Here is a 15,465-nt window from a genome sequence, read left to right as displayed (position 1 = left end):
GGGCGCACGGCGTACGTTCTGGATGGCACCGGGCAACTCGTGCCGCCGGGTACGGTGGGCGAGCTGTTCGTGGGCGGCAGTGGCGTGGGCATGGGCTATGTGGGCCATGCGGCGCTCACCGCGCAGCGGTTCGTACCGGATGCCTTCGGCGGCAAGGCCGGTGCCCGTCTGTACGCCACCGGCGACCGGGTGCGCTACCGCACCGACGGCACGCTGGAGTACCTGGGCCGCGACGATGCGCAGGTGAAGGTGCGTGGCTACCGCATCGAGCTGGGCGAGGTGGAGCGTGCGCTGGCCAGCCATCCGCAGCTGGGCGCAGTGAGCGTGCAGGTGCACAGCGCGGGCGACGGCAAGCGGCTGGTGGCGTATGTCGTTGCCCGTCCCGGCCAAACCGTGCCGGCGACAGGGGAGCTGCAGCGATACCTGGGCGACTGGTTGCCCGAGTACATGGTGCCGGCGCTGTACGTGGGGCTGGAGCGGCTGCCGCTGACGGCCAACGGCAAGATCGACAAGGCGGCGCTGCCGGTACCGGGGGCTGCGGCATCGGATGCGCAGCACGAAGCGCCGCAGGGCGAGGTCGAACAGGCACTGGCGCAGATCTGGGCGCAGGTGCTGGAGGTCGAGCAGGTGGGCCGGCACGACAACTTCTTTGAGCTGGGCGGCGACTCGATCCTGAGCATCCAGATCAAGGCGCAGGCGCAGCAGCAGGGCCTGGAGTTCGCACTGGAAGCGCTCTTCGAACTGCAGACGGTGGCCAAGCTGGCCGAGGTGGTCGCGCACGCTACGGGCGAGGTGCAGGCTCCGTCGCCGCGCATCGCGCCGTTCGCATTGATCGACACGCGCGTGCGCGAGCGGCTGCCTGCCGATGTGGAAGATGCCTATCCCGCCTCGCGCATGCAGATGGCGCTGCTGTACCACAGCGACGCCAGCCAGGACGCCATCGTCTACCAGGATGTCGTCTGCTACGAGGTGGCTCTTGCCTGGAATGCGTCTGCCATGCAGCAGGTGGTCGACGAACTGGCCGTGCAGCACCCGGTCCTGCGCACCTCGTTCTCGATGTCGCACGGCACCGATCCGCTGCAGCTGGTGTGGAAGGGCGCGCGCATTCCGCTGACGGTGCTGCCTGCCGCCACAGGGGCCGGAACGGCCGGCAGCGATCTGGATGCATTGATCACCCGCGAAACGCTGACCGCGTTCGACTGGGGCACGGCCCCACTCTGCCGCATCCATGTCATACCGCTGCCGGGCGTACCGCGCTTCCACCTGTGCGTGACCTTCCACCATGCGATTCTGGACGGGTGGAGCGAAACGCTGCTGGTCAAGCAGTTGCTCACCGGCTACCGGCACGCGCTGGCGGGGCAGGCGGCACGTCCCGACGGCCCGCCCTTGGCGTACCGCGAGTTCATCGCGCTGGAAACCGCAGCCCTTGCCAGCGACGACAGTCGGCGATACTGGCAGGCGCTGCTGGCCGGGTACACCGACGCATCCCTGCAGCCGGCGGATGGCGGCCCGCGCGGCCACATGGCCACGTCGCGTATCGAACGTGAGATCGCGGTGGACGACGATGTGGAAACGCGGCTCAACGCCCTGGCCGTGGCGCTGGGGGTGCCGCTGAAGTCGGTGCTGTTGGCCGCGCACCTCAAGGTGCTGGGGGCGGTCCTTGGACGCAGCGATGTGATCTCCGGCGTCACGGTCAATGGACGTCCCGAGCAGGACGGGGGGGAGCGCACGCTGGGACTGTTCATCAACACTGTGCCGATGCGTACGCGCCTCGGGGGAGGATGCTGGCGCGATCTGATCCGCGACGTGTTCCAGCGCGAGCGCGAGACGCTGCCGCACCGCCGGTTCCCGCTGGGCGAGATCGTCAAGGCGTGTGGGGGCATGCCGTTCGATACGGCCTTCAACTTCACCCGGTTCCACGTGGGCGAGCAGATGTACAGCGGTGAGGAGGCCCCGATCCGCGACCGGCGCGGCTTCGCCGCCACCCATTTTGCGTGCGTGGCCGAATTCATGATGCGTCCTGGCGAGAACCGCCTGCGATGCGTCCTGATCTTCGATGGCGCGAAGGTTCCTTCAACACGCCAGGACACCCTGGCCGCGCTGTACGCACAGGCACTGGCGGCCATCGCCGCGGATCCGGATGCGCAACACGCGGGGTGGGGGGGAGCGGTGGAGGGAACCGCAGGCGCACCGCTGGATCCGGCCACGCTGCCGGAGGGCTTCAGGAAACGTCGCCGCGGCACCACGCCGCAACCGTCGGTCATGGACAACAGCACGGAACTATCCCAGTGAGACTCGAACGACTGTTTGAAGAGCAGGTACGGTTGCGTCCCGAGGCCATCGCGATTGTCGACGGCAGCGAACGGATCAGCTACGCGCAGCTGGACGCGCAGGCCAACGCGATCGCCGCCGCCCTGCGGGCGCGCGGGGTCCAGGCGGATGAGGCGGTGGGCCTGTGCATGCAGCGGTCGGCGGCGTTGATCGCCACAATGGTCGGTGTGATGAAAGCCGGTGCCGGCTATGTGGCGCTCGATCCGATCTATCCCGGCGACCGCCTGCAACGCATGCAGGACGACAGCCAGGTCCGCTTCGTGATCGTCGATGCCGACAGCGCGGATGCGCAGGCGTCGGCGTCCGCCACGGTACTGGACGTTGGGGCGCTGTCCACAGAGGCGGCCACCGGCGGCACCGAAGCCGGCAGCGGACGCATCGGCGATCATGGTCTGGCATATGTGCTGTACACCTCCGGCTCCACCGGCATGCCGAAGGGAACCCCGGTCTCGCACGCGAATGTGACCACGCTGCTGGCCGCCGCCAACGCGTGGTTCGAGTTCGGTCCGGACGATGTCTGGAGCCAGTTCCACTCCTATGCGTTCGACTTCTCGGTCTGGGAGATATGGGGAGCACTGGCGTTTGGCGGCACCCTGGTGATGGTGTCCAATGCAGTGGCACGTTCGCCGCAGGACTTCCTGCAGCTGCTGCGGACCGAGGCGGTCACCGTGCTCAACCAGACGCCGTCGGCGTTTGCCGAGCTGCACCGCTGCATCGTGTCCGACGCGGCGTCGCCGTTGCCCGCCTTGAGCGTGGTGGTATTCGGCGGTGAAGCGGTGGATCTGCACGACCTCGACCGCTGGTTCGCGCGCTTTGGCGATGAGCAGCCGTTGCTGGTCAACATGTACGGCATCACCGAAACCACGGTGCACGTCACCTATCGCCCCCTGACGCGGGCGGACACCGCTGCCGGCGGTGCGCGCGGTACGCCGATAGGCGTGCCGCTGGCGCACCTGAGGACGTACGTGCTTGATGAGATGCTTCATCCCGTCCCTGCAGGTACCGTGGGCGAAATCCATGTCGCCGGCGGCGGGGTTGCGCGGGGCTACCTCAGGCGCCCGGCGCTGACGGCCGAGCGCTTCGTGCCCGATCCGTTCTCCGCCACACCAGGTGGGCGTCTCTATCGCAGCGGCGACCTGGGCTACATCGACGCACGCGGTGAACTGCGCAACCTGGGGCGGGGCGACAACCAGGTCAAGGTGCGCGGTTACCGCATCGAAATTGGAGAGATCGAGGTCGCCTTGGCGCGGCATCCATTGCTCGCTGAAGCGGTGGTGGTGCCATGCCAGGAAGACAGTGGTACCCAGTTGATGGCGTTCGTGCGCCCTGCAGGCAATGCGCTGCCCGAGCTTGAGGCGCTGCGCGAGCATCTCGCCGCCCTGTTGCCGGCCTATATGGTGCCGGCGCGCTACGCCGCCGTGGCTGCGCTGCCGCTTGACGTCAACGGCAAGCGCGACCGCCGTGCGCTGCTGGCGGTGGAGACCACCCCGCTACCGCGCCGGTTCGGCGCGGTAGCGGCGCAGAACGAGATGGAGCGGAGCCTGTTGGCGGTGTGGGCGGACGTGCTCGAGGTCGAAGAAGTCGGCATCGATGACAACTACTACGCGCTTGGGGGCGACTCGATCCGCAGCATCCAGATCAAGTCCAAGGCGCAGGACGTGGGCATCGTGTTCAGCCTGGCCGACCTGCTGCGTACGCAGACGGTGCGCCTGCTTGCCCAGCTTGCCCGCCGGGAGGCGGCGGACGGCAGCGCACCGCGACGTGCGCCGTTTGCCCTGGTCGACCCTGCGCTGGCCGATAGCCTGCGCGACCGCTACGAGGATGCCTACCCGGTCAGTGGAACGCAGATGGGTATGCTGTATCACAGCAGCCTGGGTGCCGATGACGCGGTGTACCACAACATCGAGGTGCATACGCTGCGCTTGCCGTTCGACGGGCAGCACCTCGCGTCGGTATGGGAGGCGCTGGGCCAGCGGCACGAAATCCTGCGGACGGGCTTCGACCTCTCCCGCCCGCAGCAGCCGATACAGGTGGTTCGCCGTCAGGGCCGGGTACCACTGGACGTCTGCGATTCACGCCAGCTTGATGCCAGCCAGGTAGCGGGCGCGCTGCAGGCGTGGGTGGAGCAGGAACATGCACGCGGCTTTGGCGACTGGATGGACGAGCCGCTGTTCCGGGTCTGTGTGCAGCGGCTGGACGATGGGGTCTTCAACCTCATCTACAGCTGCCACCATGCCGTCCTCGACGGCTGGAGCGCAGCGCGACTGACCCGTGAGTTCATCGATCTGTACCGACAGACGTTGGGCGGCAACGCGGTGCAGGCAGCAGCGCAGGCGTGCAGTTACGCCGACTTCATCGCGCTGGAGCAGCAGGCGCGCGCAGACGAGTCCGCAGACAGGTTGTTCTGGGCGACGGCCCTGATCGAGGTACGGCCGGTGCTCTTCGAGCGGACCCGCCCGTTCGAGCCGCGCGGCGACACCGAGGTGGTTGCCCGCGTCGACGTGCCGGTGGACGCAGCTGCCTCGGCGCGGTTGAAGGTGCTGGCACGCGAGCTGGAGGTGCCGCTGAAGAGCGTGCTGCTGGCGGTACATCTGAAAGCCATTGCCGTACTCACCGGAAAGCACGAAGTCGTGAGCGGCCTGGTCACCAATGGCCGTCCCGAACAGGACGGTGGCGATGCAGTATTGGGGCTGTTCCTCAACAGTGTGCCGCTGCGGCTGTCAACGGCCGGTCGGGACTGGACGCACCTGATCCGGGCAGCCTTTGACCAGGAGCAGGCGCTATGGCCCCACCGGCGGCTGCCACTGTCGGACATCATGCGTCTGCATGAGGGCGGCACGTTGTTCGACACGCTGTTCAACTTCACCCATTTCCATGTCTATGGCGATGAGTACGGCAGTGAATCCGCTGCAATCGTGGATCGCGGGGGCGGCTTCGAGCATTCCAGCTACCCGTTGATCCTGCAGGCGATGCAGCTGCCCGGAACGGAGACGCTGCGGCTGGTCCTGGAGGCGGATCGCGCGGTGTTCTCGCCGGTGCAGATCGAACGCATTGCCGCCATCTATGCCGACGTACTGGATCACCTGTTGGCCGATCCATCGGCATGCAACGATGGCGTGGACTTCCTGCCGGACGGTGACCGCCAGCAGCTGCTGGTCTGGGCCGGGACGCCTGGCGAGGGCGACAACAGTCTGAGTGGTGGCTTCGCACAGACCGCGCGGGCGGTGCCCGATGCCATCGCCGTGCAGGACGCCGACGGCACCTTGAGCTATGCGCAGTTGGAGGCGGCCAGCGCGGCGATTGCTGCGGCGCTGCACGGCAGCGGGGTGCGGCCGGGCATGCGCGTGGGCGTCAGCCTTGCCCGCTCGCGTTGGCTGGTGGCAACGCTGCTGGGCATCGTGCGTACCGGTGGCACGTATGTGCCGCTGGATGCGAGCTATCCGGACGAGCGCCTGCGCGCGATGCAGGCCGATGCCCAGGTCGCCTGGCTAGTGAGCGACCAGGCGCCGGAGTGGGCGCTGGCGCCGGTCGTGCCGTGGTCCCGTCTGGAGACGGCCATTGCCGGCGGTGAGCGTTACGAGTGGGCCGGGCGCAGCGGCCGCAGCGCGGCCTATGTGATGTTCACCTCCGGCTCGACCGGTCGGCCGAAGGGCGTGCTGGTCAGCGATGGCGGCATCGTCGATCTGGTCAGCGGCCAGGACTACGTGACGCTGGGGCAGGACGATGTGCTGCTGCAGTTGGCGCCGGTATCGTTCGATGCCTCCACGTTCGAGATCTGGGGTGCGCTGCTCAATGGCGGGCGGCTGGTGATGGCGCCGGAAGGGCGGGTCTCGCTGAGCGAGCTGGGTCGGCTGATCGAGGCCAACGGCGTGACCGTGCTGTGGCTGACGGCGGCGCTGTTCCAGCTGATGGTCGACGAGCACCCGCAGGGGTTGAAGGGGCTGCGTTACCTGCTGGCGGGCGGCGATGCGCTGTCGCCGGCGCATGTGCAGCGGTACCTGGCGCTGCCGTTCAGCGGCACGCTGGTGAACGGCTATGGCCCGACCGAGGCGACCACGTTCAGCTGCTGCCTGGCCTTGAACGGATGGAACGGGCAGGGCAGTGTGCCGATCGGGCGCGGCGTGGCCGGGCGCACTGCATACGTGCTCGACGCGTATGGCCAACTGGTGCCGCCGGGCACGGTGGGCGAGCTGTTCGTGGGCGGCAGCGGCGTGGGCATGGGCTATGTGGGCCATGCGGCGCCCACCGCGCAGCGGTTCGTACCGGATCCCTTCGGCGGCAAAGCCGGAGCACGGCTGTACGCCACCGGCGACCGGGTGCGCTACCGCACCGACGGCACGCTGGAGTACCTGGGGCGCGAGGATGCGCAGGTAAAGGTACGTGGCTTCCGCATCGAACTGGGGGAAGTGGAGCGTGCACTGGCCGGCCATCCGCAGCTGGGCGCGGTGAGCGTGCAGGTGCACAGCGCGGGCGACGGCAAGCGGCTGGTGGCCTACCTCGTCGCGCGGCCGGGTCATGCCGTGCCGGCCGCGGGGGAGCTGCAGCGCTATCTCGGCGACTGGTTGCCCGAGTACATGGTGCCGGCACTGTACGTGGGGCTTGACCGGCTGCCACTGACGGCCAACGGCAAGATCGACAAGGCGGCGCTGCCGGTACCGGGGGCTGCGGCATCGGATGCGCAGCACGAAGAACCGCAGGGCGAAGTGGAACAGGCGCTGGCGCGGATCTGGGCGCAGGTGCTGGAGGTCGAGCAGGTGGGCCGGCACGAGAACTTCTTCACGTTGGGCGGTGACTCGATCCTCAGCATCCAGATCAAGGCCCAGGCACAGCAGCAGGGTTTTCAGTTCGCCCTGGAGGCACTGTTCGAGCGGCAGACCGTGGCCAGGCTGGCAGAGGTGACGACACCCCGTGCTCCCGCCATCCACACGCCTGCGCGCCTCACCGCGCCGTTCGCGCTGGTGGATGACGACGTGCGCGCACGGTTGCCCGACGGGGTTGAGGACGCGTATCCGCTCAGTCACATGCAAGCGGGCATGCTGTTCCACAATGCGTATGCCGCGCAGTCACCCACCTATCACGATGTCATCCGGTACACCGTTGGCGAGACGTTCGACCGCGAGCGTTTCGTGGCGGCACTGCGTGCGGTGGTCGCGCGCCATCCGGCACTGCGCACCCGCTTCAGCGTTGCCGAGTACGAGCTGCCGTTGCAGTGCGTCTATCGTGACCTCGAACCTGAGCTGGAGATCGAAGACGCCAGTGATCTGGCGCCTGACGCGCAGGCGGCCGTGATCGATGCATGGGTCGATCAGGAGCATGTGCGGGGTTTCCGTGGCGATGATCCGCAGTGGATCCGCTATTACGTCTGTGTGTTGGGCGAGCGCGGATTTGCGCTGGGATTGAGCTTTCACCATGCGCTGCTGGATGGCTGGAGCGAGGCCAGCCTGGTCACGGAGCTGTTGAGCCTCTATCACGGCGGGCCTAGCTCTACCACGCTGGAACCGTTGAAAAGCCTCTACCGAGATTACATCGACGCCGAACTGCGCGCCCTGGCAGACGAAGACGCACGCGCGTTCTGGCAGGGTGAACTTGCACGCAGTGCGCCGGCCGTGATTGCGCCTTACCTCCATCTGGAACAGGCCGGGGAGCCCAACGGGCTGTTTGCCGGAAAGACCATTCTGCACGCGGAGATCGCGATCCCCGCGCATACCGCCACGCGCTTGTTCGCGTTGGCCGCGCGGCTGCAGGTTCCGCTGCGCACCGTGCTGCTGGCGGTGCATGCCACCGCGATGGCGATCGCTACCGGGCAGAACACGGTGACCTCCGGGCTGATCGCGCACGGACGTCTCGACCATGCCGATGGCGACGCGGTGCTGGGCGTGTTCCTCAATGCATTGCCGTTCACCCAGCACGTCGCAGGCGAGCGCTGGGCCGACGCGATCCGGATGACGTTCGCGCACGAGCAGGCGGTGGAACGCCATCGGCGCTTCCCGGTGGCCTCGCTGACCCAGTCGGCAAGCGCTCGCCTGCCGTTCGATGTGCTGTTCAACTTCACCAAGTTCCATGTCTATGAGCGGCTCGCCACCGGGCAACCGCGCTTGGATCTGGATCAGCGTGGTGGCATCGCCGAAACCAGCCTGCCGCTGTGCGTGAACTTCCAGGTTGACCCACAGGGCCAGTCCGTCGGAGGCGCGCTGTCGTTCCTCGCCGACCGCTACACCGCACGCGTCGCTCAAAGCGTCGCGCGGATCTACGCCCGGGTACTCGATACCCTCGATGCCGACGGCGAGGCCGCACGGCCGAGCTCCTGGGGCGAACTTCCCGGGCCGGCGGTGCGCCCCGTGCCGCTGTCCACTGCGCTGGCCACTGCCGCAGACAAGATCGGCGCGGTGCCTGCGCTGCGGCTCGGCAACGCGCGCCTCCGCCACCGCGACTTGGGTGAGCGGATCGCCACGGTGGCAGCTGCGCTGCGCCAGCGTGGGGTGGGGCCAGGTAGCCGGGTCGAGCTGGACATCGCCGATCCTGCACAGCACCTCCTGGCCCTGCTGGGCACTCTGGGGACCGGTGCGGAAACGGTACCGCAGCCGGCGGGCGCGGCGGGAGCCGTGGTGCGGATCGCGCTGGCTGCCGGACCGACGTCCGCGATACCCGTCGTGGCCCTGCAGACCCTGCTTGACCTCGCGGATGCGGGGAACGCCGGAAACATGGCAATGGAGACGGAACTGCAGATCGTCGACGCGCATGGCCATGCGGTCCCGCCTGGCGTGATTGGCGAGGTGTTGCTGTACGACGCGCGTATCGTCGGCGGTGATCACAACCGGGGATATCGCAGTGGTGTGCTGGCGCGTCTGCTGCCCGATGGCTCCCTGGAATGGCTGGGGGCGGGCGTTCAGTGCACCAGACACCGGAACTTCGCCATTGTGCCGGCCGAAATCGAACACCATCTCGCCGTGCATGCCCAGGTGGGCGATGTCGTGGTCCGCAAGGTGACCGGCCCGGATCACGAGCACCTCGTCGCCTTCGTGGTGCCGGCAACGGCGGGCATCGCACCGGATTGGCAGGAGCTGCGTCGCCACGCCGCGCAGACCCTGCCGCCGCAGCAGGTGCCGGACCACTACCAGGCTCTGGACTGCCTGCCGCTGGATGCCACAGGGCAACTCGATGAAGCCGCGTTGCTCGTGGTAGGGGGTGGTCGGTCTGCACGTGAGCACGAAGCCCCCGACGGTGACCTGGAAACCGTGCTGGCGTCGCTGTGGTCGGAGGTGCTCGGCGTGGATATGGGCCGCCACACCGACTTCTTCCAGGTGAGTGGCGATTCTATCCAGGCGATGCAGATCACCGCGCGGGTGGAGAGGGCCCTGGCGGTATCGGCACCGGTGGGCCTGATGTATGCCAATCCCACCATCGCCGAGTTTGCGGCAGCGCTGCGTGACGATCCGGATAACGGACGACGCGCGATGCGTGCGGCCGAACTGCTGGTGCGGTTGTCCAGCGAGCGCCAGGCAGCGCCGCCGGCAGGTGCTGCCGTCCGCGACGGGGCGGACCGGGACCTGTTGGAGGCCAAGGGATGATCCGCATTACCAGCGAAGACCAGGATGCCGTTGCGCGCCTGCTGGCCGAAGAAGGACTGCTGGCGTCGGCATCGACCATTGCACGGGTGAGTGACGCGGGTCGCGCGCCGCTGTCGGAGTATCAGCAGAGCTTGTGGCTGGCCCTCAATGGTGGCGGTGCCCGTCATGCCAACGTGCCGCTGGTGCTGAAGATATCCGGAGGTACGGTGGACGGCCTCATGCTGGAGCAGGCGCTGGTAGGCATCGCCGAGCGGCATGAAGCGCTGCGCTGCCGGGTCGTCGTTGAGGGCGATGTAGCCTGGCAGGTGCCGCAACCGCTGGATGGCGTGCGTCTGCAGGTCGAAACGGTGGATGCGGGCGCCCTGGACGCGCGCATCGACGCGCTGGTCAATGCGCCGCTGGATATCCGCACGGAGCTTCCGTACCGGCTGCACCTGCTGCAGGCGGATGCCGTTTCAAGCTATCTGATCGTGATCACCCACCACATGGTCTTCGATGGCTGGTCGATCGGGCTGTTTCAGGAAGAACTGCAGACGCGCTACGCGCAGCTGTTGCGCGGTGCTCCGCTGCCCCCGCCTTCGGTGGCGCCGCGGCATCTGGACTTTGCCCTGTGGCAGGCCAGTGACGCCGGCCGGGCAAGCCGGCAGAAAGGGCTTGAACATTGGCAAGGCCTTCTTCGGGGCGCGCGCTCGCGGCTGCACTGGACGGGCATGCCACCCTGCCAGGGCACCGCCGCCCACGCCGTTGGCAACCACCTGTGCGAGCTTCCCGAGGCGCTGTCGGCCAAGGTGCATGCCTTCGCCGCGGCGCACCGCACCACCGTGTTCGTGGTGATGGTGTCGGCCTACGTCGAAGTGCTGTCGCGCTTCTGCCTGCAGGACGACCTGTGCGTGGGTACGCCGACGTCGGCACGCGATCAGCTCGATCTGGAGAAAGTGATCGGCTATTTCGTCAATACCGTGCTGCTGCGCCACCGGCGCGAGCCGTGGCAGAGCTTCAGCGGCCTGCTGCGCAGCATGGACGCCCAGTTCCGGCTGGCCCGCGAGCACCAGACCGTACCGTTCCATGCCGTTACCCGCGCACTTGAAGGCGCACGCGGCAGCCAACAGCCGTTCACCCAGGCGATGTTTGCCTATCAGACCGAAAGCAGCGGTACCGGCCTGGGGTTCCAGTCCGGCGGGTTGGTCTTCGAGCCCTATCACTGCGAACTGCATGAGGCGCGGTACGACCTGCTGCTGACCGTGCTGTCCAGGCGCCGCCAACTGGCAATCAACATCGAATACCGTACACAGGCATTCAGTACCGAGACGGTGGCGCACTTCGCCGACGCGTATGTGCGGCTGCTGGAGGCAGCGATCAGCGCCCCGCTGACCCTGCTTGCCGACCTGGGTCTCCAGGCAACGCCCGACCTGCAGGCAGCCCCCTCGCCTGAATTGGAATGGCCGGCGCAACCGGCAAGCGTGGAAGGACGACAGCGGTTGGCCTCGCTGATCCGCATCCTTGCGGCGGCCGGCATCGGCTGCCATTCGCGGGTCGGGTTGGCCGGCCAACCCTGTGAGGCCCAGTCGTTGCTGCTGCTGGCACTGCTGCATCGGGGCGCGTGCTGCGTGGTGCTGGACCCGGAGACAGTCCTGGATGGGGGCCCCGCCCATGCCGAACAGCTGGGGGTGCAGATCATCGTCACCGATGGCGCCTGGCACGCGGCGCTGCAGGGCGTGGTGCCGACGGTGCTTGATGTAGAGCGCCTGACCGATGCCGGCGACGACACCCCCATGTCGCAGATGCCGCTGTCGCGCCTGGTCCGTGTGGAGGTGGGTCCCGGCGGTGCCGCGCCGGTGCAGATCGTGTTTCCAGCCGAGGCGGTCCTGGCCGGACTGTCGGTGACCGGCCAGCTGGCCAACCTGGCCGGCTGGGGCTCGGACCCCCATCTGCCGATCTTTGACCGGGTGATGGTCCAGCTGGCGCAGTGCCTGAGCGCCGATGTCGGCACGCCACAGGTGCAGGTGGACGGTATTCCCCTGCGCAGCGACGAGGGCGCAGGCCAGGTGCTGCATCGCCTCGGACTGGGCGATCTCGACGCCCCACGTCGCCTGCATGCTGAGGGCAATGTGGACTACAGGTATCTGCTGCGTATGCCCGAGCGGATCGTCGATGGCAGCATCTGCCACGTGCGCAGCGGAACATCCAGTCGGTTCGACACGGCATCCGCCGTGGTGCTGGACCCACATGCCGGCCCGGTCGATACGGGCATGCCGGGTGAGCTGCTGCTGGGGGGCGTGGCCGTGGCATGGGGCTACGCGGGCGATGCGCGTCGCACGGCCGAGCGCTTCATCCCCGATCCGTATGCCACCCGCGCAGGGGCGCGGCTGCTGCGGACCGGTGCGTGGGCGAGCCATGATCCGGACGGTGGTCTGCGTCTGCTGGGACATGAACACCTGCGTGTGGAGCATCAGGGGGTGGTCTTCGATCTGGGCGAGGTCGAGCGTGAGCTGCTTGCGCTCGAAGGTGTCGTGGCCGCGCGTGCGCAGCGCGAAGATGACCCTGGGCGTTGCGTCATCTCCGCATCGCTGGTGCTGGATGGGCGCCATACCTACAGCGCCGCGGCACTGCGGGAGCATCTCGCGTCGCGCGTGCCTGCCAAGGCGCTGCCGTCGCGGTTCCTGGTGACTGCCGCCCCGGTGCGGGGAGCGGACATGGGCATCGAGCCAGCTGCGTTCCAGGTACTGCAGACGGAGAATGGAACCGATCCGGCGCTGGAACGCATCGAGGCGATCCTGCTGGAGGTATGGCAGGAGACCCTGGGGGGCGTGGTCCGCCGCGACGACAACTTCTTCGAGCTGGGGGGGGATTCCATGCTCTGCCTGGTCGCGCAGTCGCGTGCGGCAAAGCGCGAGGTGCAGTTTGCCGTGGAAGACCTGTTCGCCCACCAGACCCTGGCCGAGCTGGCTGCACACTGCCACCACGGCGTGGCGCGCAATGAGGACATCGGGCCGTTCGACCTGGTCGCCAGCGCGGACCGCGCGCGACTGCCGGCCGATGCCGACGCCGCATACCCGATGAGCCGGCTGCAGGCCGGCATGTTCTACCACTCGCGTGACGCCTCGCAGCGCCTGTACTTCGATGTCATCCACGTATGGCTTGACGGCAACGCGAATGCACCTCTGTTGCGCGATTGCCTGCAGAGCGTCCTTGCCCAGGCGGATACCTGCCGATCCACGTTCCACATCACCGGTTACAGCGAGCCGCTGCAGGTTGTCCGCCGCGAACGGTCGGTGCCGGTGGAGCTCATCGACGTCGCAGAAAGCGACGACACCCGGATGCAGGCGTGTATCGAGGCATGGGCGCGGGAGGACCTGGCCCGAGGCTTCGACATGGAGCGTCACGCGCCGATCCGTTGCGCGATCCATCGCTTCTCCGCGACGCGTTCTGTGATGTCCTACAGCTTCCACCATGCACTGCTGGACGGTTGGAGCGAAGCCCAGATCACGGTGGACACGTTGTCGTTGTATGCCCAGTGCCGCGCGGGCCAGGAGCGTCCTGCGGTTGCACCGCGCCTCCGCTACCGCGAGTTCATCGCCCTGGAACGGGCGGCCGAGGCCAGCGTGACGCAGCGGGGCTTCTGGCAGGCGTATCTGCAGGACGTGCACTGTCGCGACATTCCGGTACTGCAGGACGCCGTGACGGAGAATGACGCCGGGGCAATCGAGCTGCAGATAGGGCCGGAGCGGTCGGCCCAGCTTCAGTCGCTGGCCGTGTCCCTCAAGGTGTCGGTCAAGGCGGTACTGCTGGCGGTGCACTGCCACGTAATGGCCCTGGTGACCGGTTCAACCGACGTCATCACCGGTGTGCCTTTCAATGGTCGGCCGGAGCTGGCCGGGGGTACCCAGGCGCTCGGCTTGTTCCTCAATACCCTGCCGCTGCGCGTCCGCACGGATCGGCACCGCCATTGGCGATCGCTGGTCGCAACCACCGCGCGCAGTGAGGCCGAACTGGCGCCGTACCGACGTTTCCCGCTCAGTGCGGTGATTGCCGCAACCGGGGAGGTCGCGCGCCCGAAGGTGCTGTTCAATTACCTGCACTTCCACAACTACGACGCATTGGGCGAATCGCTTCCCCTGCAGATGACGGCACGCACCGGCGTGGCGGTCAACAGTCTCAGCTACGCCGTCAATTTCTGGACCGATGCAGGTGACAAGCGCATCTACGGCTTCCTGGGCGTGCCGCCGCAGGAACGCGAGCACGGGCGTCGGATTGCCGCGCTGTTCGAGTACTGCATCGCGTCCATTGCCGACGATCCGCAAGGCGCCTTGCCGGAGCCACCGTCCGGATACGTTGCCTATCGTGACGCTGCACGCGTTGCTGAGGGGCGCACCGGCAACGGCGGCAATCCTCCCGTCGCGGCTGCCCCTGTTGATCGTGGCGGCGCGCCGCAATCGGCCACCGAGCATGTGGTCGTCTCGGTCTGGAAGCGGGTCCTGGGCGTGGACGACGTGCAGCGCAACGACGAGTTCAACGCCGTCGGGGGTGATTCGATCGCCGCCATGCGCGTGGTGGCAGAGCTGGAGCGCATCTACGAGTGCGATATCGATATGGCCACGCTCCTGCTTTTCCCGAAACTGTCGGCGTTCTGCGCAGCGCTGGACCGCGACGAGACGTATGGCGAAGACATCATGACCAGCTCACGACTTCTTCTGGAGGCGCACCGGGCGCGTGTGCGCCGCGACGCGGCCGCCGGCAGTGGAGAACGCGCATGAGAATCAGCGCAGAAAGCATTGCCACGTTGCACGGCGGTCCTGCGCGGATGGGCGCGGCAGAAACGTACAGGACCGATGTCGTGGTGCGCCTGGGCGGCGGCGACCAGGGCGTTCCGCTGTTTCTGGTGCACCCGGTAGGGGGAGGGGTGGGTTGCTATCTCCCGCTGGTGCAGGCGCTGGAACCGACGTACCCGGTGTATGCCCTTCGTCACCCGGGCCTGAACGGCGAATCGCGGCGGCACGCGCTGGACGATCTTGCCGAGCGATACCTGGACGCCATCCGCAGCATTCAGCGCGGTCGGCCGTACCGGTTGGGGGGGTGGTCGCTCGGGGGCGTGGTAGCCACCCTGATGACGGCGCGCGCGGAAGCGCTGTCCGAGCCGCCGTCGCTGCTGCTGGTGATCGACGGCACGCCATGCGCTGCGGACGGCGGCTTTGTCCATGCCGAAAGCACCTCGGCGCCTGATGAGGATGAAGATCACCGAGCCGCCTTGCAGGAAATGGAGCGCAACGCTGCGGCGCTGGAGAGCGACCCCGAGGCACTCGCCGCCCTGCACTCGGTGCTCGCTGCCAATGCCGAAGCGCTTGCAGCGCATCGGATGACGACGACCGTGCGTGCCGTGCACTACATCGGCGCCGGAATGGACCTGTCTGACCGCGGCTGGCGGTCGCTCGCCCGCGAGCGATTCGAACGTCGTCAGTGCACGGGCAACCACTACTCGATGATGGACGCACCGCATGTGGCGGTATTGGCCCGGCAATGCGCGGAATGGCTCGCACCGGGCACGTTTGCCACCCCTGGAGATGCCTGA

4 protein-coding genes (1 of these 4 cut by a window edge) are annotated in these 15,465 nt (G+C 67.7%); all 4 read left to right on the top strand.

The window, feature by feature from the left end; translation table 11 throughout:
• Tightly spaced (each overlapping or abutting the next), the 4 genes in view from ACO6VK_RS16180 to ACO6VK_RS16165 form a layout consistent with a single transcriptional unit that may run on beyond the window.
• Positions 1-2,292 carry the 3' end of an amino acid adenylation domain-containing protein gene (locus tag ACO6VK_RS16180; protein ID WP_422508885.1) on the top strand. The gene continues 5,484 nt to the left of window position 1, outside the view, so only the last 2,292 of its 7,776 coding nucleotides appear in the window; its start codon lies beyond the left edge, outside the window; its stop codon occupies positions 2,290-2,292.
• Positions 2,289-9,899 carry an amino acid adenylation domain-containing protein gene (locus tag ACO6VK_RS16175; RefSeq protein ID WP_422508883.1) on the top strand — a complete coding sequence of 2,537 codons (7,611 nt, stop codon included), beginning with the start codon at positions 2,289-2,291 and terminating at the stop codon, positions 9,897-9,899. The genes ACO6VK_RS16180 and ACO6VK_RS16175 overlap by 4 nt, the downstream gene beginning before the upstream one ends.
• Positions 9,896-14,653 (top strand): condensation domain-containing protein, encoded by a 4,758-nt coding sequence (locus ACO6VK_RS16170; protein WP_422508881.1) that lies wholly within the window; start codon positions 9,896-9,898, stop codon positions 14,651-14,653. Before ACO6VK_RS16175 ends, ACO6VK_RS16170 begins: the two co-directional genes overlap by 4 nt.
• On the top strand, positions 14,650-15,465 hold the full coding sequence (locus tag ACO6VK_RS16165) for an alpha/beta fold hydrolase (protein WP_422508879.1): 816 nt from the start codon (positions 14,650-14,652) through the stop codon (positions 15,463-15,465). Before ACO6VK_RS16170 ends, ACO6VK_RS16165 begins: the two co-directional genes overlap by 4 nt.

The sequence above is a fragment of the Stenotrophomonas sp. GZD-301 genome, from assembly GCF_049310345.1.
Classification (GTDB): Bacteria; Pseudomonadota; Gammaproteobacteria; order Xanthomonadales; family Xanthomonadaceae; genus Stenotrophomonas.
The sequence above is the reverse complement of the archived record's forward strand: the minus strand, read 5'-3'. Positions and strand labels throughout refer to the sequence as shown.

Excerpts from the sequence above, each read along its gene's own strand:
- ACO6VK_RS16170 (WP_422508881.1), top strand. The coding sequence starts at position 9,896 with ATGATCCGCATTACCAGCGAAGACCAGGATGCCGTTGCGCGCCTGCTG.
- ACO6VK_RS16165 (WP_422508879.1), top strand. The coding sequence starts at position 14,650 with ATGAGAATCAGCGCAGAAAGCATTGCCACGTTGCACGGCGGTCCTGCG.